The organism is Streptomyces sp. NPDC001450, from assembly GCF_053597295.1.
Window position 1 is genome coordinate 159,458 of the sequence record NZ_JBSFHY010000007.1, and the last position, 20,029, is coordinate 179,486.

The 20,029-nt window shown below is 70.9% G+C and carries 21 protein-coding genes; 15 read left to right on the forward strand and 6 right to left on the reverse strand.

Translation table 11 applies throughout. The features are described from left to right. Positions 1–51 precede the first annotated feature (51 nt). Both ACWC5O_RS09900 and nudC read left to right on the forward strand, forming a co-directional pair. Positions 52–1,455, forward strand: a complete 1,404-nt coding sequence (locus ACWC5O_RS09900) for a dipeptidase (protein ID WP_450580970.1) — start codon at positions 52–54, stop codon at positions 1,453–1,455. Between the two features lie 154 nt (positions 1,456–1,609). Then, a complete protein-coding gene (gene nudC / locus ACWC5O_RS09905) occupies positions 1,610–2,554 on the forward strand; it encodes an NAD(+) diphosphatase (protein WP_450580969.1) in 945 nt (314 codons plus the stop codon). A gap of 99 nt (positions 2,555–2,653) precedes the next feature. On the opposite strand, the gene ACWC5O_RS09910 is transcribed toward nudC, so the two are convergent. Next, entirely contained in the window at positions 2,654–2,896 is a 243-nt protein-coding gene (locus tag ACWC5O_RS09910; protein ID WP_450580968.1) for a mycoredoxin, read from the reverse strand. Positions 2,897–3,078: 182 nt separating this feature from the next. Here ACWC5O_RS09910 and ACWC5O_RS09915 point away from each other — a divergent pair, with 182 nt between their 5' ends. The 5 genes from ACWC5O_RS09915 to ACWC5O_RS09935 all read left to right on the forward strand — a co-directional run bounded on the left by ACWC5O_RS09915 (position 3,079) and on the right by ACWC5O_RS09935 (position 6,972). After that, the gene (locus ACWC5O_RS09915) at positions 3,079–5,274 is read left to right on the forward strand and encodes an ATP-dependent DNA helicase UvrD2 (protein WP_450580967.1); all 2,196 of its coding nucleotides are present in this window, start codon (positions 3,079–3,081) and stop codon (positions 5,272–5,274) included. A 164-nt stretch (positions 5,275–5,438) separates the two neighbouring features. After that, positions 5,439–5,759 carry a hypothetical protein gene (locus ACWC5O_RS09920; protein WP_450580966.1) on the forward strand — a complete coding sequence of 107 codons (321 nt, stop codon included), beginning with the start codon at positions 5,439–5,441 and terminating at the stop codon, positions 5,757–5,759. 174 nt (positions 5,760–5,933) lie between these two features. Continuing rightward, a complete protein-coding gene (locus ACWC5O_RS09925) occupies positions 5,934–6,302 on the forward strand; it encodes a WhiB family transcriptional regulator (RefSeq protein ID WP_023546912.1) in 369 nt (122 codons plus the stop codon). Further along, positions 6,299–6,622, forward strand: a complete 324-nt coding sequence (locus tag ACWC5O_RS09930) for a hypothetical protein (RefSeq protein ID WP_450580965.1) — start codon at positions 6,299–6,301, stop codon at positions 6,620–6,622. The genes ACWC5O_RS09925 and ACWC5O_RS09930 overlap by 4 nt, the downstream gene beginning before the upstream one ends. A 137-nt stretch (positions 6,623–6,759) precedes the next feature. Continuing rightward, entirely contained in the window at positions 6,760–6,972 is a 213-nt protein-coding gene (locus ACWC5O_RS09935; protein ID WP_450580964.1) for a hypothetical protein, read from the forward strand. 111 nt (positions 6,973–7,083) lie between these two features. On the opposite strand, the gene ACWC5O_RS09940 is transcribed toward ACWC5O_RS09935, so the two are convergent. Both ACWC5O_RS09940 and ACWC5O_RS09945 read right to left on the reverse strand, forming a co-directional pair. Further along, positions 7,084–8,454 (reverse strand): ABC1 kinase family protein, encoded by a 1,371-nt coding sequence (locus tag ACWC5O_RS09940; protein WP_450580963.1) that lies wholly within the window; start codon positions 8,452–8,454, stop codon positions 7,084–7,086. Then, positions 8,447–9,661 carry a TOMM precursor leader peptide-binding protein gene (locus ACWC5O_RS09945; protein ID WP_450580962.1) on the reverse strand — a complete coding sequence of 405 codons (1,215 nt, stop codon included), beginning with the start codon at positions 9,659–9,661 and terminating at the stop codon, positions 8,447–8,449. The genes ACWC5O_RS09940 and ACWC5O_RS09945 overlap by 8 nt, the downstream gene beginning before the upstream one ends. Before the next feature lie 299 nt (positions 9,662–9,960). Here ACWC5O_RS09945 and ACWC5O_RS09950 point away from each other — a divergent pair, with 299 nt between their 5' ends. From ACWC5O_RS09950 to ACWC5O_RS09965, 4 genes are all read left to right on the forward strand, one after another. Next, positions 9,961–10,557, forward strand: a complete 597-nt coding sequence (locus tag ACWC5O_RS09950) for a M48 metallopeptidase family protein (RefSeq protein ID WP_450580961.1) — start codon at positions 9,961–9,963, stop codon at positions 10,555–10,557. Positions 10,558–10,685: 128 nt separating this feature from the next. Beyond that, entirely contained in the window at positions 10,686–12,377 is a 1,692-nt protein-coding gene (locus ACWC5O_RS09955) for a TerD family protein (RefSeq protein ID WP_450580960.1), read from the forward strand. Between the two features lie 11 nt (positions 12,378–12,388). Then, positions 12,389–13,069 carry an AIM24 family protein gene (locus ACWC5O_RS09960; protein ID WP_450580959.1) on the forward strand — a complete coding sequence of 227 codons (681 nt, stop codon included), beginning with the start codon at positions 12,389–12,391 and terminating at the stop codon, positions 13,067–13,069. An 18-nt stretch (positions 13,070–13,087) separates the two neighbouring features. Then, complete coding sequence (locus ACWC5O_RS09965; RefSeq protein ID WP_450580958.1) at positions 13,088–13,843, forward strand: AIM24 family protein; 756 nt, start codon at positions 13,088–13,090, stop codon at positions 13,841–13,843. Positions 13,844–13,898: 55 nt separating this feature from the next. Here the strand turns inward: ACWC5O_RS09965 and ACWC5O_RS09970 are convergent, their stop codons facing one another. Both ACWC5O_RS09970 and ACWC5O_RS09975 read right to left on the reverse strand, forming a co-directional pair. Continuing rightward, a complete protein-coding gene (locus ACWC5O_RS09970) occupies positions 13,899–14,420 on the reverse strand; it encodes an NUDIX hydrolase (RefSeq protein WP_450580957.1) in 522 nt (173 codons plus the stop codon). Beyond that, entirely contained in the window at positions 14,417–15,862 is a 1,446-nt protein-coding gene (locus tag ACWC5O_RS09975) for a zinc-dependent metalloprotease (protein ID WP_450580956.1), read from the reverse strand. The genes ACWC5O_RS09970 and ACWC5O_RS09975 overlap by 4 nt, the downstream gene beginning before the upstream one ends. 190 nt (positions 15,863–16,052) lie before the next feature. Here ACWC5O_RS09975 and ACWC5O_RS09980 point away from each other — a divergent pair, with 190 nt between their 5' ends. From ACWC5O_RS09980 to ACWC5O_RS09995, 4 genes are all read left to right on the forward strand, one after another. Further along, on the forward strand, positions 16,053–17,162 hold the full coding sequence (locus tag ACWC5O_RS09980; RefSeq protein ID WP_450580955.1) for an SDR family oxidoreductase: 1,110 nt from the start codon (positions 16,053–16,055) through the stop codon (positions 17,160–17,162). Between the two features lie 145 nt (positions 17,163–17,307). Further along, entirely contained in the window at positions 17,308–17,769 is a 462-nt protein-coding gene (locus ACWC5O_RS09985; RefSeq protein ID WP_450580954.1) for a molybdenum cofactor biosynthesis protein MoaE, read from the forward strand. Positions 17,770–17,909: 140 nt separating this feature from the next. Then, positions 17,910–18,083: a hypothetical protein gene (locus ACWC5O_RS09990; protein WP_167444129.1), complete on the forward strand. Its 174-nt coding sequence runs from the start codon at positions 17,910–17,912 to the stop codon at positions 18,081–18,083. Between the two features lie 50 nt (positions 18,084–18,133). Further along, on the forward strand, positions 18,134–19,231 hold the full coding sequence (locus ACWC5O_RS09995; protein ID WP_450580953.1) for a YlbL family protein: 1,098 nt from the start codon (positions 18,134–18,136) through the stop codon (positions 19,229–19,231). A 106-nt stretch (positions 19,232–19,337) separates the two neighbouring features. Here the strand turns inward: ACWC5O_RS09995 and ACWC5O_RS10000 are convergent, their stop codons facing one another. Beyond that, positions 19,338–19,880, reverse strand: a complete 543-nt coding sequence (locus ACWC5O_RS10000; RefSeq protein ID WP_450580952.1) for a PPA1309 family protein — start codon at positions 19,878–19,880, stop codon at positions 19,338–19,340. Positions 19,881–20,029: the final 149 nt, after the last annotated feature.

Sequence of the window (20,029 nt, forward strand, 5' to 3'; positions counted from 1 at the left end):
GTGACGAACAGCCCGCCGAGGATGCCGGTGCGGGCCGATAGGCTCGTGACCATGAGCCAGACCCCGGACAGCGCCGTCCGTACGTACATCGAGCAGCAGCGCGCCGCCTTCCTCGACGACCTCGCCGCATGGCTGCGCATCCCCTCCGTGTCGGCCCAGCCCGACCACGCGCCCGACGTACGGGACAGCGCCGACTGGCTCGCCGCCAAGCTCAAGGAGACCGGCTTCCCGACCGCGGAGGTCTGGCCGACCCCCGGCGCCCCGGCAGTCTTCGCCGAGTGGCCCTCGGGCGACCCCCAGGCGCCCACCGTCCTCGTCTACGGCCACCACGACGTCCAGCCCGCCGCCCGCGAGGACGGCTGGGACAGCGAGCCCTTCGAGCCCGTCATCAGGGACAACCGCCTCTACGCGCGCGGGGCGGCCGACGACAAGGGCCAGGTGTTCTTCCACACACTCGGCGTCCGCGCCCACCTCGCCGCCACCGGTCGCACCGCCCCCGCGGTCAACCTGAAGCTGCTGATCGAGGGCGAGGAGGAGTCCGGCTCCGAGCACTTCCGGGCCCTCGTCGAGGAGCACGCCGACCGGCTCGGCGCCGACGCGGTGATCGTCTCCGACACCGGCATGTGGTCCGAGGACACCCCGACCGTCTGCACCGGCATGCGCGGCCTCGCCGAGTGCGAGATCCGGCTGTACGGCCCCGACCAGGACATCCACTCCGGTTCCTTCGGCGGCGCCGTCCCCAACCCGGCCACCGCCGCCGCCCGCCTGGTGGCCGCCCTGCACGACGAGCACGCGCGCGTGGCCGTCCCCGGCTTCTACGACGGCATAGCCGAGCTGACCGACCGCGAACGCGAGCTGTTCGCAGAGCTGCCGTTCGACGAGGAGCAGTGGCTGCGCACCGCCAAGTCGTACGCCACCCACGGCGAGGCCGGGCACACCACCCTGGAGCGCATCTGGGCCCGCCCGACCGTCGAGGTCAACGGCATCGGCGGCGGCTACCAGGGCCCCGGCAGCAAGACGATCATCCCCTCCTCGGCCATGGTGAAGCTGTCCTTCCGCCTGGTCGCCGGCCAGGACCCCGACCACATCGAGAAGGCCGTCCGCGCCTGGGCACCCGAGCAGGTACCCGCCGGGATCAGGCTCGAGATCAGCTTCGGCCCCGCCACGCGCCCCTGCCTGACCCCGCTCGACCACCCCGCGCTGCAGTCCGTGGTCCGCGCCATGGGCCGCGCCTTCCAGAGCCCGGTCCGCTACACCCGCGAGGGCGGCTCCGGACCCGCCGCCGACCTCCAGGAGGTACTCCGCGCCCCCGTCCTCTTCCTGGGTATCTCCGTCCCCTCCGACGGCTGGCACGCCCCCAACGAGAAGGTCGAACTCGATCTCCTCCTCAAGGGCGTCGAAACCAGCGCCTATCTGTGGGGCGACCTCGCCGAGAACTGGCGTCACGCACCCTGACCGACAGGCGCCGTACGGGACCGCGGCGTGCACGGGGCACACTGGAGGGACCGCCCCACGCCCCGCCCGAGCCCGCCCCGGTGCCCTCCCGGCCCACGCCCGCCCGAACCGCCCGCCGAAACGAACCTTTCCACTGGGGGAGTTGGAAGCACCCGTGACCACCTGGACCGACCACACCGCCGACCGACCCATCTCGCTGACCGCCCCGAGCGGCATCGACCGCGCTGCCCACCACCGGCTCGACGAGGCCTGGCTCGCAGCGGCATGGAGCCACCCCACCACCCGCTGCTTCGTGGTCTCCGGCGGCCAGGTACTCATCGACGAGACACCCGACGGCCGGACCGAACTCGTCATGACCCCCTCCTTCGAGGCACCCCTCACCGAGGCCCACCGCTACTTCCTCGGCATCGACGAGGAAGGCGTCAGCTACTTCGCCCTCCAGAAGGACGCACTGCCCGGTCGCATCGACCAGTCCGCCCGCCCGGCAGGGCTGCGCGAGGCCGGACTGCTGCTGTCACCGCGGGACGCCGGCCTCATGGTGCACGCGGTCGGCCTGGAGAACTGGCAGCGCACCCACCGCTTCTGCTCCCGCTGCGGCGAGCGCACGGTCATCGCCGCGGCCGGCCACATCCGCCGCTGCCAGGCCTGCGGCGCCGAGCACTACCCGCGCACCGACCCCGCCGTGATCATGGCCGTCACCGACGAGGAGGACCGGATCCTGCTCGGCCGCCAGGTCCACTGGCCCGAGGGCCGCTTCTCCACGCTCGCCGGCTTCGTCGAGCCCGGTGAGTCCATCGAGCACTCGGTACGCCGCGAGGTCCTCGAAGAGGTCGGGGTCACCGTCGGCCAGGTCGAGTACGTGGCCAGCCAGCCCTGGCCCTTCCCGTCCAGCCTCATGCTCGGCTTCATGGCCCGCGCCACCTCCACCGACATCGACGTCGACGGCGACGAGATCCACGAGGCCCGCTGGTTCTCCCGCGAGGAACTGCACGCGGCCTTCGAGTCGGGCGAGGTGCTGCCCCCGTACGGCATCTCCATCGCCGCCCGCCTGATCGAGATGTGGTACGGCAAGCCGCTGCCGACCAGGAGCCTCATCTGAGGCCACGGGCACTCCCGTGCGGGACAGGACACAAGAAGGCGGCTCCCGAGGCACCAACAGCCTCGGGAGCCGCCTTTTCGTCAAGCCCGGACCGGCCTGTTACGCGGCGAGCTTCTGCTTCACCTGCGCCAGCGACGGGTTCGTCAGCGTGGAGCCGTCAGCGAAGAGCACGGTCGGCACCGTCTGGTTTCCGCCATTCGCCTTCTCCACGAAAGAGGCGGACTCCGGGTCCTGCTCGATGTTGATCTCGGTGTAGGCGATGCCCTCGCGCTCCAGCTGCTTCTTCAGCCGCTGGCAGTAACCACACCAAGTCGTGCTGTACATCGTCACAGTGCCCTGCATGTCTCTCGCGCTCCTCAGGCAGCTCGGGGAAGGTCGTCCAGGGACAACGTAAGCGACCGGTACCGCATTCCCGCCCGGGGTATCCGGCCCCGACTGTGACACCTGCCGCATTAGTACGACCGCCAGGGCCCGCCTGTGGACAACCGGCGCGGCAGTCCCGGACGACCTGGCAGCATGGCCGTGTGACAGCAGCAACGCACTCCACCCTCTTCCCGCAGACACCGGACACGGCCGACGCGGTGCTCGAAGGGCTCGACCCCGAGCAGCGCGAGGTGGCCACCGCCCTGCACGGCCCGGTGTGCGTCCTGGCCGGAGCGGGCACGGGCAAGACCCGGGCGATCACCCACCGTATCGCCTACGGGGTCCGCGCCGGGATCCTCCAGCCGTCCAGCGTGCTCGCCGTCACCTTCACCAACCGCGCCGCGGGCGAGATGCGCGGCCGCCTCCGCCAGCTCGGCGCCCACGGCGTCCAGGCCCGCACCTTCCACTCCGCCGCGCTGCGCCAGCTCCAGTACTTCTGGCCGAAAGCGATCGGTGGCTCCATGCCCCGGCTCGTCGACCGCAAGATCCAACTCGTCGCCGACGCGGCCGCCGCCTGCAAGCTCCGCCTCGACCGCGGCGAGCTGCGGGACGCCACCGCAGAGATCGAATGGTCCAAGGTCACCCAGACCGTCCCCGCCGACTACCCGTACGCCGCAGCAAAGGCCGGCCGCGAGACCCCACGCGACCCCGCCGAGATCTCCCACCTCTACGCGGCCTACGAAGACCTCAAACGCGACCGCGCGGTCATCGACTTCGAAGACGTCCTGCTGCTCACCGTCGCCATCCTCCAGGACCGACACGACATCGCCGAACAGATCCGCGCCCAGTACCAGCACTTCGTCGTCGACGAGTACCAGGACGTCAGCCCCCTCCAGCAGCGACTCCTGGAACTCTGGCTCGGCAACCGCGACAGCCTGTGCGTCGTCGGCGACGCCAGCCAGACGATCTACTCGTTCACGGGAGCAACACCCGACCACCTCCTCGACTTTCGCGCCCGCCACCCCGGCGCCACCGTCGTCAAGCTCGTCCGCGACTACCGCTCCACCCCCCAGGTCGTCCACCTCGCCAACGGACTGCTCGCCCAGGCCAGCGGCCGCGCCGCAGACCACCGGCTGGAACTCGTCTCCCAGCGCCCCTCCGGCCCCGACCCCGTCTACACCGAATACACCGACGAGCCCGCCGAGGCCGAAGGCGCCGCTCGCCGCATCCGCGAACTCATCGACGCCGGCGTCCCCGCCGCCGAGATCGCCGTCCTGTTCCGCACCAACTCCCAGTCCGAAACCTACGAACAGGCCCTCGCCGACGCCGGAGTCCCCTACCAGCTCCGCGGCGCCGAACGCTTCTTCGACCGCCCCGAGGTACGCAAGGCAGGCGTCGCCCTGCGCGGCGCAGCCCGCTTCGGCGGCAACGACTCCCTGCTCGACGACGCCGTGGACCTGCCCTCTCAAGTGCGCGCCGTTCTCTCCGGAGAGGGCTGGACCAGCGAACCCCCCGCCGGCTCCGGCGCCGCCAGAGAACGCTGGGAATCACTCGCCGCCCTCGTCAACCTCGCCCACGACTTCGCCGCCGCCCGCCCCAGGGCCACCCTCGGCGACTTCGTGGCGGAACTCGACGAACGGGCGAACGCCCAGCACGCCCCCACCGTCCAGGGCGTCACCCTGGCCTCCCTGCACGCGGCCAAGGGCCTGGAATGGGACGCCGTCTTCCTGGTCGGCATCGCCGAGGGCATGGTGCCCATCACCTACGCCAAGACGGACGAACAGATCGAAGAAGAACGCCGCCTCCTCTACGTCGGCGTGACCCGCGCCAGAGAACGGCTCCACCTCTCCTGGTCCCTGTCCCGCTCACCCGGCGGCCGCCCCAACCGCAGGCCCAGCCACTTCCTCGACGGCCTGCGCCCCGGCTCCACCGCCACCGTCGGCCGCACCGGCACGGGAGCCACCGGAGGCATCGAACGCGGCACCCTCACAGCGATCGCGGCCATCCCCCGCCGCACCCAGCGCACCCCGGCCCGCTGCCGCGTCTGCGGCCGCACCCTCACCGACGCCGGTGAGATGAAACTGATGCGCTGCGAGGGCTGCCCCTCCGACATGGACGAAGGCCTCTACGAGCGGCTGCGCGCATGGCGCGCGGTCCAGGCCCGGCACAGCGGCCAGCCCGACTTCTGCGTCTTCACGGACCGGACTCTGATGGCCATCGCCGAGGCACGGCCCGACAGCCCGGCCGAGCTGTCCCGCATCCCCGGCGTCCTCAACCGCAAGCTGCAGCGCTACGGGACCGAAGTTCTGGCTATCTGCGCAGGTCAAGATGGCGGAGAAGGCGACGAGGACGACTGATACGAACTCGTCGAAAAAATAGTTTGCGCATGCCCCAGCGATCCCCATAGGTTCTAGGCACGGAAACAGCGGCCTTCTCGAAGGCCCTGATTCCGTGTTGTACTTGCATATCCGAACGGACTGGCTCACCCCAGTCCCCAAGACGCCGAGAGGAGGCGAGTCCAGTGATCAGCATCAACACCAGCTCCATCAGCACGGCCAAACTGACCGATCGCTCGACCGTCTCCACGTGCATGCTCGGCGCCTCGAACCAGGGCACCGGTCTGTCCGGCATTCGTGCCGACCGTCCGGCGTCCTCCCTGTCTCTCGCGGGTCTTCCCGTCCGTGAGGGCAATGAGCGACCGACCAAGGCACTGGAAGCGGTAGTGGCACGGGCACATGCCTATGCCTTTGCGGCAGCCGGTGCCGGATTCCGGAAGCAGACGACGCAGCACCACCTGATGTGGGCCTTCCGTGGGCCAGAACCCTGGAGTGATCCAGCCTGATCGCCGATCAGGCCGGCGCCTTCAGGGCCGCGGAACCCCATCCGGGATCCGCGGCCCTTCTGTTTGCCCCGAACGGGGACGACAGAGCGAAGGGGCCTCGGGACAAGGAAAGAACCCGGTACCAAGCCGACACCCGGTCAACCGGCCGGAACGACCAGACGAGGAAGACCAACCGTGCAACTCGAAGCGCACGCCCCGTCCGTACCGCCTTCACAAACGATCCCCCCGCCCGGCCTCACGGAGGACTCCACCTTGACCCCCCTCACCGCGCTCACCGCGCTCGACGACGCCATCGAGAACCTCGGCGTACCCGTCCCCTGCCGCTCCTACGACCCGGAGGTCTTCTTCGCCGAGTCGCCGGCGGACGTCGAGTACGCCAAGTCCCTCTGCCGCACCTGCCCGTTGATCGAGGCCTGCCTCGCCGGCGCCAAGGAGCGGCGTGAGCCCTGGGGCGTCTGGGGCGGCGAGCTGTTCGTCCAGGGTGTCGTCGTCGCCCGCAAGCGGCCCCGTGGCCGCCCGCGCAAGAACCCGGTCACGGCATGAACACCGCAGGAACGATCGACCGCCCTCTCACGCACGACCCCAAGAAGCAGGCCCCGATGAAGCCGTCCACCAGCGAGCCCACCGGCTCCGCGACCCCAGACTTCACGATGAACGGCGCGACCGGCTCGCGTCAGAACAGGACCCGAGAGATGCAACTCATCCCAGAAGCCCTGGCCCGTGCGCATATGCGCGAGCGCTTGCACGACGCCGAGCGGGAACGCCAGGCCATGCGCCTGGCGACCGCCCGACGGATGCAGCGCCGGGCGGAGCGCGCCTCGCTGCGCGCCCGCCGTGCGCTCGCACTGGCCGTCATGCAGTAACCCCGCCCACTCGAAGCGGTGGCCTCCCTGCCCAGGGAGGTGAAGCCTTCCCCGCGGGGGCCGGTCCGACCGAACGGACCGGCCCCCGCGGTGCGTTGTGCGCGGCGATCCACCGGCTGGAGAGTTATCGTCGGCAGGTGACGAGTCCTCCCGGAGGAAGTGATCAGGGCGGCTCCACCACGGAGCCCCGCCCCCTCGTGTGTGCCCGCTGCGGCACCCCCGCCGGCGGCTCCCGGCCGGTCACCTGGACCTGCTCCGTGGAGAACGGCATCCGCCAGTACTTCTGCGACGTCTGCTCCCGGGAGAACCTGCGGGCGATCGAGGGGCGGCTGGACTCGTCGTGGTGGTGAGAACGCTTCTCCGGGGGCCCTCCCCCTCCCCCCACCCCGCCCCGCCCCTCACCAACATCGTGGCAGCCCGGCAGCCCGGCAGCCCCGGTCATGCCTGTCCGGCAGCCCCGCTCACGCCTCGGCCGCCGGTTCCTCCTCGATCGCTTCGTCCTCGAGTACGAACCCGGGCAGCCACTCCTCCAGTTCGTCCCGCAGCCGTACCGTGGCCCCCAACTGGCACAACACGCCGATGGTGCTCAGCGTCACCCGGTGTATCAGCAGATAGGCCGGCGGCAGGTTGAGCTGCTTGCCCAGCTGGTAGGCGGGGGAGCGGGGGTCGGCGATGCGGGCGGCCTGGCTGCGCATCCATGAGCGGGTGAAGGTGAACGCCTCGACCCGGGCCGGCTCGATGATCGGCAGCAGGTAGTCGAGGACCGCGTCGGGGTCCAGCTCTATGGACTCCTTGACGAATCCCTCAACGCACAGCAGCTCGTAGACGGTCTCCGCCTCGCCGTCCAGGGTCATCCGCAGCGAGATGCCGATCGGCGTCGGCAGGCCGCCCGGGAGCCGGTCGACCGTGCCGAAGTCCAGGACGCCCAGGCGCCAGTCGTCGTCGCCGTCCGGGCCGCCGGGCAGCAGACGGAAGTTGCCGGGATGCGGATCGGCGTGCAGCAGGCCGGTACGGGCCGGTCCGGAGAAGAGGAAGCGGGCCAGGAGCTGGCCGGCACGGTTGCGCTGCTCCTCGGTGCCGTCCGTGATGATCTCCGACAGCGGGATCCCGTCGATCCACTCCGATACCAGGATCTGCTCGCACTGGTGCACCACGGCCGGGACCACCACGTCCGGGTCGTCCGCGAACTCCTGCGCGTGGGCGTCCTGGGCCTGGGCCTCCAGCGCGTAGTCCAGCTCCTCGGAGACGCGGTCCCGCATCTCCGCGATCAGCGGCTTGATGTCCATGCCGGGAATGAGCGGCCCCAACAGCCGGGCGAAACGGCTGAGTTGGCTCAGGTCGGACAGCAGGGCCTCGCCCGCGCCCGGGTACTGCACCTTGACCGCCACCTCACGGCCGTCGTGCCACACCGCCCGGTGCACCTGCCCGATGGAGGCCGCGGCCGCCGGTTTGTCCTCGAACTCCAGGAACAGGTCCCGCCAGTCCGCTCCCAGCCGCTCCTCGAGCACCGCGTGCACCGTGCGGGTCGGCATCGGCGGCGCCGCGTCCTGGAGCTTGGTCAGTGCCGCGCGGTAGGGACCGGCGACTTCCTCCGGCAGGGCGGACTCGAAGACGGACAGGGCCTGCCCGAACTTCATGGCCCCGCCTTTCAGCTCACCGAGGACTTTGAACAGCTGCTCCGCGGTGCGCTGTTGCAGCTCCCGGCCGACGATCTCCGCGGACTCGCCCACGATCCGCTTGCCCAGCCCCCAGGTCGCCCGGCCTGCGAAGCCGAGCGGGAGCGCGGCGAGCTTGGCGGTACGGGTGACCGCCTTCCGGGGAAGATCAGACATGCGCCCTCCAAGTCCCAGTCGGCCGCGCCGCGCCTGCCTCGCGTCGTCGCTCCGCCGACGGCCGTTGCACCGCCATTGTCTCGCGCGGCACCCCGTTGGTTGAGGAGTGTTCCCTCTTTCCTCTCTCCGCGACGCCGCATCCGCATGCCGGGTGTGGCCACACCGGTCGGGAGCGCCAGTTCAGAGCAGGTAGGGACGTCTCCCAGCGGGAGCCCGCGCTGGACGGCTGCGCCCCGTCGAGGAAGGCGAGGGCGTGTGCGGCGGCCAGCCCCGCGACCGTGGTGGCGAGCGCCAGGTCGCAGGCGCCCACGCGGCGGGCCTTTCCGGAGCGCCATTGGGCGACGAGGCGGGGCCAGGCGGGGTCCCGGTCCGTGCGGTCCTGGTGCAGACAGCCGGCGCAGCTCGTCTCGCCGGGCAGGACGAGCGGTCCGACGACCCCGGTGCCTTCCACGACGCCTGCGTACAGGTGGGGTGTGCCCGAGGCCATGAGGGGTTCGGCGGCGAACGGGTCCGGTGTGTGCACGGCGACGTCGTCCCTGGGGGCGAGGATCACCAGGGAGAGTCCGGGATCCTCCGCGCCGCGGGGGGTGGTGCGGGTGCGGCGTGGTGGGCGGTCGGGTGCGGCGCGGCGGACGGCTGCCCGTGCCGCTTCGTCCCGGCGCTCGCGGAGGGAGTCGGCGGGCAGCCCGCCCGGCGCCACGTCCCATGGTTCCACGCGCCCGACGTCGCGCACGTCGACGTCGCCGACGCCTGCCCCGGACAGCACCGAGGCCAGTGCGGCGCCGACCCGCCCGGCGCCTCGTACCTGCACCCGAAGTGAGCGACGGGCGGCGAGCCGGCCGAGGGCGCCGCCGGGTTCGGGGGTGGTCAGGGAGAGCGAGGCGAGGTCGGGGCGCAGCCGCTCCAGGACGTCCGTCTTCTCGCGCAGGGTGTCCGCGGCGGGTCCGCCGCCGCGTGTGTCGTCGAGCAGGCCGGCCCGGGTCAGCCGGTCGAGGAGTGCGTCGACGTGGTCGTCCTGCAGGTCCATGCGGCGGCCCTCCTCGCGCAGCAGGGGGAGGGCGCGGGTGCCGTTGAGGAGTTCCAGGAAGCTGCCCGTGGCCGTGTCCATCGGTCCCAGTGTCATCGCGTGCGCCGGAGTCATGCCGAACTGCACGGTGTTGAGGTCGCGCCAGCCGCGCCGCAGCGCGGGTTTCACCATCGGATGCATGACAGGTCCCCCGAATCCCGTGTGTTGCCCTGAAATGTTCCTTGAGTCCGTGAGTGTCCATGACATTCATGGACATCCGTGTTGTCGGTGAAGCCGGTCACGCTCCGTCGACGCCTGCCAGCATGCCGGGTCGGGCTGACGGGTGGCGGGCGTTGTCCACAGGCAGGGGATGATCGTCGTACGAATGGGTCGTACCAGTCGGGCATATCGGTCGTACAAATCAAACGCATGGTGGGGCATCGGCATCGAACCGTTCCGGAGCCGGGACTTCGGTGCTGTCCAGCGGGTAACGTCGGGGCGTGCCCGCCGACCCCCTGCACCGCGCCGGAAAGTCACAGCGCAGCACGACGAGCCAGCCGCCGAGCGGCTCGGGGGCGAGCGCGATCGAGGTCCGCAGGAGTACCCGGCGCCGCCGCACGGTCTCCGCGTACCGCGAGGGCGATCGCACCGTCGTGCTGATCCCCGCCCGGATGTCCGAGGCGGAGGAGCAGCGCTGGGTGACCGTCATGCTCGACAAACTGGCCGCCCAGGAGAGCAAACGGGTGCTGGGCGACGCAGAGCTGACCGAGCGCGCCGAGCGGCTGTCGGACCAGTACTTCGGCGGCCGGGCGCGCCCCGCGTCCGTGCGCTGGGTCACCAACCAGAACACCCGGTGGGGTTCGTGCACCCCGGCCGAGGGCAGCATCCGGCTCTCGCACCGGCTGCAGGGGATGCCGGAGTACGTCGTCGACTACGTGTTGTGCCATGAGCTGGCGCATCTGCTGGTGCCCGGTCACGGGCCGGACTTCTGGCGGCTGCTGGAGTCCTACCCGCGCACCGAGCGGGCTCGCGGCTACCTCGAAGGGGTGGTGGCGGCCGAGCGGCTGCCGCATGTGCCCGGTGCGCGCGGGGAGTGAACGGGCGCCGTGGATCCGCCCTTGGGCGCGGTTGTGTACCGGGTCTGTACCGGCTGCGTCCGATGTCGGGGTTTGCCGTTAGCCTGGCGCGACGCACTCACATTCGGGATGGGGGACGGTCGTAACGCATGGCCAGGGAATTCCAACGCGGCCACAAGGCCAGGATCAGTGACCTCACGGTGGGCACGGATCTGTACGTAGGCGTGCAGATCTCCGCCCCCGGACTGACCTTCGACATCAGCTGCTTCGGTCTGGACGCCGACGAGCGTCTCTCGGACGACCGGTACTTCATCTTCTTCAACCAGCCGAAGTCCCCGGAGGAGTCCATCCAGCTGCTGGGTGCCCAGTCGGGCGACACGGAGTCGTTCCGGGTCACCCTGGACCGGATCCCCTCCCAGATCCGCAAGCTGTCCTTCACGGCGACCATCGACGGCGCCGGGCAGATGTCGCAGATCAATCCCGGATACGTGCGCATCGTGGCCGGCGGCGAGGAGGTCGCGCGGTACTCCTTCAACGGCTCGGAGTTCTCCACCGAGCGGGCCGTGATGCTCGGTGACTTCTACTTCAAGGACGTGTGGCGGTTCGCCGCGGTCGGCCAGGGCTTCGACGGCGGTCTGGAGGCGCTGCTGAAGAACTTCGGCGGCGAGGTGCTGGAGGAGGAGGCGCCCGCCGCCCCGCAGCAGCCGCAGTCCGGCGCCGCCCCCGGCTTCGCCCCGCCCGCCCAGTCCGGCCCGCCGCCCGCGTTCGGCGCGCCGGCCGCACCGGCTCCCGCTCCCGCTCCCGCCCCTGCTCCGGCACCCGCGCCCGCTCCGCAGGGCTTCGCGCCGCCGGGCGCGACTGCGCCCCCGGCACCGGCCCCGGCGCCCGCGCCGAACGTGCACGCGGCGCCGACGATCGTCGCCCCGCTGGCCCCGCCCGCCGGTGGCACGGTCCATCCGCCGACCCCGGCGCCCGCGCCCTACGGCCAGCCGCCGCAGCAGCCGTCGTACGGCGGCCAGCCCGGCGCGCCGATGCCTCCGGGCTACGGCCAGCAGCCCTCCTACGGCGGTCAGCCGGGCGCGCCCATGCCCCCGGGCTACGGCCAGCAGCCGCCCTACGGCCAGGTCCCCGGCCAGCAGGCCGCCCCCTACGGAGTGCCGCAGGGCGCTCCCCAGGGTGGTGCCGGTGTCACGGCCGCGCTCCAGGCGTTCAAGGAGACGCCCACCGGGCAGCGCTGGACGCAGCAGAACAAGAAGCTGATCCGTGTCGACCTCGGCATCGGCGGGCAGCCCGTGCTGGCCCGGCAAGGCAGCATGGTGCTCTACCAGGGCAAGGTCGACTTCAGCCACAAGGGCGCCGGGTTCGCCGGGCGACTCGTGGGCAACGCGACCGGCCAGGAGATGCAGCTGATGCGCTGCACCGGCAACGGCCAGGTGTTCCTCGCCGAGAACTCCACCCACCTGCACCCCGTCGAGCTGCAGGGCGACGCGATCTGCGTCTCCGCGGAGAACGTCCTCGCGTTCGACGAGAGCCTCCAGTACGAGGTCCGTCGTATCGAGGGCCACGGCATCCCGGGCGGCGCGCTGTTCACCATGCAGTTCCAGGGCACCGGCACGATCGTGGTCAAGACGCACGGCACGCCCGTCGTGCTGCCCGTGACGCCCACGACCTTCGCCGACTGCAACGCGGTGGTCGCCTGGTCGGCCGCCTCCCAGGTGATCGTCTCCAGCCAGGTCCGGATGCGCCGCAACGCCTACCCGGGCGACACCGGTGAGAGCGTCAACCTGCAGTTCCGGGGCGCCCCCGGCAACTTCATCGTCGTCCAGCCGTACGAGGTCTGAGGGAGCCCGTCATGAACCAGCCGCTCGCGGGCTACGCCCCCGCACCCGTCACCGCCCGTATGGAGAACCACGGCGAACACATGCTGAAGGTCGCCCTGCAGACCGGGAACGACCTCCTCGCGCGCGTGGGGTCGATGGTCGCCTACGAAGGCTTCATCCAGTACGAGCCCAACCCGCCGGCCGTCCGCCAGATCGCCCGCGACTGGATCACCGGCGAGGGCGCGCCGCTGATGAAGTGCTCCGGCGACGGACTGCTCTACCTCGCCGACTACGGCGCGAACGTCGTCGTGATCAACCTCAACGGCGACGGCATCTCCGTGAACGCCACCAACCTGCTCGCCTTCGACGCGCACCTCAGCTGGGGCGTGGAGCGCGTCAAGGGGCTCGCCAAGTTCGCAGGTCAAGGCCTGTGGAACACGAAGATCTCCGGGCAGGGCTGGGTCGCGCTGACCTCCCGGGGCAAGCCGATCGTCGTCGACTGCGGCGGCGGCGAGGACGAGACGTACGTCGACCCCGACGCGCTCGTCGCCTGGTCCCCGAACCTGAAGGTGAAGGGCAAGCGCAGCTTCAAGGCGCAGTCACTGATCGGCCGGGGCAGCGGTGAGGCCTACCAGATGGCCTTCTCCGGCCAGGGCATCGTCGTCGTCCAGCCCAGCGAGGACAGCACCGACCGTCTCCGGTTCCGGGGCTGAGGGGGAGCCAGAAACATCATGCAGAGCCCGCTTTTCGCGTACAACGACTCCCAGACGCAGGAGCGTTGGAGCCTGCAGAACAAGCAGATGCTCCGGGTCACCCTGGAGGGTCACGACGACCTCCTCGCCCGCAAGGGCACCATGGTCGCCTACCAGGGACTCGTCGAGTTCGACGCCGAGTACCGCAGCAACAACCAGGCACGCGCGCGTGCGTACACCGGTGAGGGCCTGGACCTGATGCGCTGCCACGGGCAGGGCACGGTCTACCTCGCCAACCTCGGCCAGCACGTGCACGTCATGGACGTCGAGCAGGACGGGCTGACGGTCGACAGCAGCTACGTCCTCGCCATGGACTCCTCGCTGCACCACGAGGTCATCGCCGTCGACAGCCTCTACGGCATCTCCGGGTCCGGGAAGTACCAGCTGAACATCACCGGGCGCGGCAAGGTGGCGCTGATGACCTCGGGCGCGCCGCTGCTGATGCAGGTCACGCCCGACAAGTACGTCAACTGCGACGCCGACGCGATCGTCGCCTGGTCCACCGGGCTGCGCGTGCAGATGCAGGCCCAGACGCACTCCTCGGGAGTGTGGCGCCGGCGTGGGAACACCGGTGAGGGCTGGGAGCTGAGCTTCATGGGCTCCGGGTTCGCGCTCGTGCAGCCCAGCGAGCTGCTGCCGCCGCAGAACGCGCAGATCGGCCAGGGCCTCGCCGCGCAGTTCGGCATGGGGCAGCAGGGGGCGCGCGGTCAGAACCAGGGCAACGTCTGGAGCTGACCGGCCGGACAGCAAACGTAAGGGGCGACCGCCCTGGCGGTCGCCCCTTACGTGTTCAGAGCCTGGCGCGGGTCGCTTCCAGCAGGCGTACGACCGACTCGTCCGCCACGTCCGGCACCTCGTCGTAGGCGAACCAGCGCAGGTCCAGCGACTCGTCGCTGATCACGTGCTCGGCGTCGCCCGGGGCCAGCGCCGCGTACTGCACGTCGAAGTGCCAGTGGCACGGCGGCGGGATCGGATGCCGGTCCAGGCGCACCGGACCACCGGACAGCAGCGTCAGCCCCGGGATGCCGGACTCCTCGGTCGCCTCACGCAGGGCCGCCGCGGCCAACGAGGCGTCGCCCGGCTCGCAGTGGCCGCCCATCTGCAGCCACATCCGCAGCTTCCTGTGCAGCGTGAGCAGCACCCGGCCGCGCTCGGGGTCGATCACCAGGGCGCTCGCCGTGACGTGGCCCGCGTGGCAGGCCTTCCACATGCCGTCCGGGTGGTCCGCCAGATGATCCAGATAGGCCTGGCGCAAGTCTTCCTGGTCCTTGTACCCCTTCAGGACGAGGACCGCTTCGTCGTGCAGGCTCACTCGGCGTCGTCGCCCTTGCCCTCGTCGTCCTTCTTGTCGTCCTTCTTCAGGTCCGGCTTCTCGCCGGAACCGCTCGCCGCCTCGCCGAGCATCTTGTCCAGCTCGGAGAAGTCCAGCTGCTCGCGGTGCACGAAGCCGTCCGGGTCGTCCAGGTCGGAGGCCGTCGGCAGCATGTCCGGGTGGGCCCACAGGGCGTCCCGGCCGTCGACCCCGCGCGCGTCCGTGAGCGAGGCCCACAGACGGGAGGCGTCGCGCAGCCGGCGCGGGCGCAGCTCCAGGCCGATCAGCGTGGCGAACGTCTGCTCCGCCGGACCACCGGTGGCCCGGCGCCGGCGCAGGGTCTCACGCAGGGCGTCGGCGGACGCCAGACGCGGCTTCGCGGCCGCGTGGACCACCGCGTCCACCCAGCCCTCGACGAGCGCCAGAGCCGTCTCCAGACGCGCCAGAGCCGCCTTCTGCTCGGGCGTGTCCTCCGGCTGGAACATGCCCTGCTGGAGGGCGTCCTGCAGCTGCTCGGGGTTCTGCGGGTCGAACTGGCCGACCACGTCCTCCAGCTTGGCCGTGTCGACCTTGATCCCGCGCGCGTACCCGTCGACCGCGCCGAACAGGTGCGAGCGCAGCCATGGCACATGCGAGAACAGACGCTGGTGCGCGGCCTCGCGAAGGGCCAGGTAGAGCCGGACCTCCTCCTGCGGCACGCCGAGGTCCTTGCCGAAGGCCTCCACGTTGGCCGGGAGCAGCGCGGCCCTGCCGGCCGGGCCCAGGGGCAGGCCGATGTCGGTCGAACCGACGACCTCGCCCGCGAGCACGCCGACGGCCTGTCCGATCTGCGTGCCGAACATGGCACCGCCCATCGAGCGCATCATGCCGATCAGCGGGCCCGCCATGGCCTGCATCTCCTCCGGCAGGACGTCGCCCATGGCCGCGCCGACCCGCTCGGCGACCGGGTCGACCAGCTCCTGCCAAGCGGGCAGGGTCGCCTCGACCCACTCCGCGCGGGACCAGGCCACCGCCGAGGCGGCACCCGACGGCAGGGACGTCGCGTCGTCCAGCCACAGGTCGGCCAGGCGGACGGACTCCTCGACCGCGATGCGCTCGGCGGTGCCGACGCTCGCGTCCTTGACGCCGTCCGGGGTGCCCTGGGAGACCGTCTGGCGGGCGATCTGCTTGGCCATGTCCCAGTTAACCGGGCCGCCCTCGTAGGAGAGCATCTGGCCCAGCTGCTGGAACGCGGCGCCCAGGTCGGTGGGGTTCAGGGATCCGAACATCGCTGCGAGCGGATTGTCGGCGCCGGGGCCGCCAAAGCCTCCGGCTCCCGGCACGAAACCGAACGGGTTGGCCGGTCCCTGCCCACCACCGCTCTGCTGGTCCTTCTTCTTGCCCTCGTCGCCGTCTTCCGGCTCCTCCGGCGGAAGACCGAATCCGAATGGGGTGTCACTCACGGGGTTCCTCGGCTGGTAAGGCCACCGGTGATTCCGGCGGCGCGGCTGCCCGACATCACCACCCAGCGTAGACACCCGGACCCGATCGAGCCTCGGTGCTTCGTCCACAGAAGGCCTGCGGCAGGATGGATACACCTGGTACGGGCGTGTCAGTCGCGCCCGTACTGAAGACAACCTCTGGAGACGCCAGGTGAGTTCCCCAGATCCGCAGGTTCGCGCAGCGCGAAACCCCTCAACCCCGCCCGCCGTGCGCGGACCCGTCGTCGCGGTCACCGGCGCCGCCGACGGGGTGGGCGCCCTGCTCACCGAGCGGCTCGCCGCGTCCGAGGAGATCAAACAGGTCATCGCCATCGACGAGCGGCGCGGCGAGTGCGCGGCCGCGCAGTGGCACATCCTCGACGTGCGCGATCCGTCGATCGCCGACAAGCTGCGCGGCGCGGACGTGGTGGTGCATCTGGCGCTCGACCTGGACCTCGGCAGCGACCCGGCCGCCCGCACCGCTTACAACGTCCGGGGGACGCAGACCGTGCTGACCGCCGCCGCGGCGGCCGGGGTGCACCGGGTGGTGCTGTGCACGTCCGCGATGGTGTACGGGGCGCTGCCGGACAACGAGCTGCCGCTGTCGGAGGACGCCGAGCTGCGGGCCACGGCCGAGGCGACCGGGGTCGGGGATCTGCTGGAGGTCGAGCGGCTGGCGCGGCGCGCTCCGCGAGCGCATCCGGGGCTGAACGTGACCGTGGTACGGCCCGCCGTGCTGGTCGGGGGTACGGACACCGCGCTGACGAGGTACTTCGAGTCGCCACGGCTGCTGGTCGTCGCCGGGTCGCGGCCCGCGTGGCAGTTCTGTCACGTCGAGGACCTTTGCAGCGCTCTGGAGTACGCCGTCCTGGAGAAGGTCGACGGGGAGCTGGCGGTCGGCTGTGACGGGTGGCTGGAGCAGGAGGAGGTGGAGGAGCTCAGCGGGATCCGGCGGATGGAGCTGCCGTCGGCGGTCGCGCTCGGCGCGGCGGCCCGGCTGCACCGGATCGGGCTCACTCCGTCTCCGGCGGGGGATCTGGCGTACACGATGTATCCCTGGGTGGTCAGCGGGAGCCGGCTGCACGATGCCGGGTGGCGGCCGGGGTGGACCAACGAGGAAGTGCTCGCGGAGCTGCTGGAGGAGGTTTCCGGGCGGCATACGGTCGCCGGGCGCCGGCTGGGGCGGAAGGACGCGACGGCTGCGGGGGCGGCTGGGGCGACGGTGGCTCTGCTGGGCGCTGCCGCTGTGGTTCGGCGGGCTCGCAAGGCTCGGCGGCGGTGAGGCAAGGGGCTCTGCCGAGAAGTGGCGGTGACACCGCCCCGGCCGGCTGATGACAAGCCTCTGTAGGAGGCTCCAAAGCAGCACGCGCGTGTGCCTGGTGAAAGTTGTATTCCTGGTTGTCGGGGGCATGCGGCACGATGGACCCATGGCAGCTACGAACGATCACCCCGGTGAGCAGGCGGCTCAGGACCCCATCAAGTTGATCGGCATCCGGGAGACCGCACTGTCCGTGGACGAGGTGTTCCGGGCCGTCGGTGACGACGCCGCCGGCGGCGTCGCGCTGTTCGTGGGGACCGTGCGGAACCACGACGGGGGTGCCGACGTCGACGCGCTCGGGTACTCCTGCCATCCCAGCGCCGAGGCCGAGATGCGGCGGATCGCCGAGAAGGTCGTCGCCGAGTACCCTGTGCGCGCGCTGGCCGCCGTACACCGGGTGGGCGACCTCGGCGTCGGGGACCTCGCCGTCGTCGTGGGTGTGTCGTGCCCCCACCGGGGCGAGGCCTTTGAGGCGTGCCGCAAGCTGATCGACGACCTCAAGCACGAAGTGCCCATCTGGAAGCACCAGAAGTTCTCCGACGGCACCGAGGAGTGGGTCGGCGCCTGCTGACACCAGCCGCACCCGTGTTCACGTTCGGCCCACCACCCCCTCCGGTTGCGTAACCACCCCCCTGGCGTGAGCGTTGTCAGTGCGGATGGTTAATCTGCTGATCAGTCAGTCGCGGACGCTCATGGGGTTGGGAGGTCGGCATGGCGGCGCTTGCCTGGTTGCTGATTCCGCTTGTGGCTGCGGTCGGCGCCGGTCTGTGGGGCAGCTGGGCCAACCGGACCCGGAAGGCCCGCAGCGACGGACCCGAACTGGACGGGTACGCGCGCTTCCGTGAGGCCATGGAGAAGCCCCGCTCGGGTGCGCGCGGCGCCTGACGGGGGTGCCCTGACGGTGCGCTGACAGGGGCGTCCCGTACTGTCGTGGCATGCCACGCCGCACCGCGACGATGCTCGCCTCCACCCTGATGCTGATCGCGCTCCTGTGCGCGGGAGTACTCATCCCCGTGCCGTACTCGGAGATGTCCCCGGGGCCGACCGTGAACACGCTCGGGGAGCACGAAGGCGAGCCGGTGCTGCAGATCGAGGGGCACAAGACCTACCCGACGAACGGGCATCTGAACATGACCACCGTCCGGGTCACCAGCGCCGACTTCCGGATGAACCTGGTGGAGGCCGTCTACGGCTGGCTGGCGCACGACACCAAGATCGTGCCGCACGACACGCTCTACCCGGACGGCAAGACGGAGCAGCAGTCCACTCAGGAGAACGCCGAGGAGTTCAGCCAGTCCCAGGAGAGCGCCAAGGTCTCCGCCCTGAAGGAACTGGGCGTCCCGGTGAAGTCCTGGGTGATCGTCTCCACCGTCGTCAAGGGCTCCCCGGCCGAGGGCAGGCTGCACGCCGGTGATGTGATCAAGGCCGTGGACGGTACCGCGGTGAAGCAGCCCTCCGACGTCGCCAAGCTCGTCACCAAGCACAAGCCGGGGCAGGACGTGGTCTTCACCGTCGTCCCCGCCAAGGAGCAGGCCGCCGCCGAGAAGGAGCGCAAGACGGCGACCAGGACGCAGGACGTGACGATCAGGACGGCGACCTCCGCCGACAGCGGCGTCAAGCGGGCCATCGTCGGGATCTCCGCCGGGACCGACCACACCTTCCCGTTCACCATCGACATCAAGCTCGCCGACGTCGGCGGGCCCAGCGCCGGACTGATGTTCGCGCTCGGCGTCTACGACAAGCTCACCCCCGGCAGCCTCACCGGCGGCAAGTTCGTCGCCGGCACCGGGACCATCGACGACAACGGCACGGTCGGGCCGATCGGCGGCATCGAGATGAAGACCGTCGGCGCGCGCAGCAAGGGCGCCCAGTACTTCCTGACGCCCGCCGACAACTGCGCGGACGCCGCCAAGGACACCCCGAGCGGGCTCACCCTGGTCAAGGTCAAGACCATCGGCGACGCGCTCGACGCGCTGAAGGACATCCGCAGCGGCGACACCGCCGACCTGCCGAAGTGCACCGCCAAGGGCTGACGAGCCGACCCCGGTACACGGCTGGGGGCGCCCCTTGCGACAAGGGGCGCCCCCAGCGCCGTACAAGACCTGCTGGAAGCCGTACAAGACCTGCTGGAAGAGGACGTCAGTCCGCGAACGTGGTCGACAGGGCCTCCGCCAGGCCCGGCACCAGGTCCGGGCCCGTCAGAACCTCCGTCGCGGAGTCCTTCTCGCGCAGGCGCAGCGCCGAGTCGCGGCTGCCGTCGCGCAGCACCGCGACCGTCATGCGGACCTCCTGGCGCTCGGGGTGGTCCGCCACCCACTTGGCCAGCTTGGCCTCGCTCAGGCCCTGCGGGACCTGGGCCTCGGCCGACGGAGGCAGCATCAGGCGCTCCACCGTCAGCGCGCAGCCGACCACCGCGTCCGGCCAGGCGATGGTGCCGAGGAACTCGTCGAGCGGCTTGTCCGTCGGGACCTCGTCCTGCTCGATCGGGGTGAGACCAGTGGTCTCGGACTCGTCCTCCAGGCCGAGCTGGGCGGCGAGCGAGGGTTCCTGAGCCCGCAGCCGTGCGGTGTCTACGAGGGCGAAGAGGCGAGCGGGCTGGTCCCAGCCGAGGCCGGAGGCGTACTCGTCGATCTCGAGTACGGCCCGGGTGAGCGGGCTCGCTGCCATGGGAGTGTTGGACATGGTCACAATCCTGCCTCGTTACCGGCCGGAATCGGGAACCGAGTAAACCGTGAGTAAGTTGCATAGGTGTGGGCCCGCGATCACGGGGGGCCACGGAGGGCCCGCGAACACGAGGGCCTGACGGATCGACAGCGAACTTCGAGGTGCGC

Coding starts and splice junctions, on each gene's coding strand:
- ACWC5O_RS09900 (WP_450580970.1), top strand. CDS start 52: ATGAGCCAGACCCCGGACAGCGCCGTCCGTACGTACATCGAGCAGCAG.
- ACWC5O_RS09910 (WP_450580968.1), bottom strand. CDS start 2,896: ATGCAGGGCACTGTGACGATGTACAGCACGACTTGGTGTGGTTACTGC.
- ACWC5O_RS09930 (WP_450580965.1), top strand. CDS start 6,299: ATGAACACCGCAGGAACGATCGACCGCCCTCTCACGCACGACCCCAAG.
- ACWC5O_RS09940 (WP_450580963.1), bottom strand. CDS start 8,454: ATGTCTGATCTTCCCCGGAAGGCGGTCACCCGTACCGCCAAGCTCGCC.
- ACWC5O_RS09945 (WP_450580962.1), bottom strand. CDS start 9,661: ATGCATCCGATGGTGAAACCCGCGCTGCGGCGCGGCTGGCGCGACCTC.
- ACWC5O_RS09955 (WP_450580960.1), top strand. CDS start 10,686: ATGGCCAGGGAATTCCAACGCGGCCACAAGGCCAGGATCAGTGACCTC.
- ACWC5O_RS09960 (WP_450580959.1), top strand. CDS start 12,389: ATGAACCAGCCGCTCGCGGGCTACGCCCCCGCACCCGTCACCGCCCGT.
- ACWC5O_RS09965 (WP_450580958.1), top strand. CDS start 13,088: ATGCAGAGCCCGCTTTTCGCGTACAACGACTCCCAGACGCAGGAGCGT.
- ACWC5O_RS09985 (WP_450580954.1), top strand. CDS start 17,308: ATGGCAGCTACGAACGATCACCCCGGTGAGCAGGCGGCTCAGGACCCC.
- ACWC5O_RS09990 (WP_167444129.1), top strand. CDS start 17,910: ATGGCGGCGCTTGCCTGGTTGCTGATTCCGCTTGTGGCTGCGGTCGGC.
- ACWC5O_RS09995 (WP_450580953.1), top strand. CDS start 18,134: ATGCCACGCCGCACCGCGACGATGCTCGCCTCCACCCTGATGCTGATC.
- ACWC5O_RS10000 (WP_450580952.1), bottom strand. CDS start 19,880: ATGTCCAACACTCCCATGGCAGCGAGCCCGCTCACCCGGGCCGTACTC.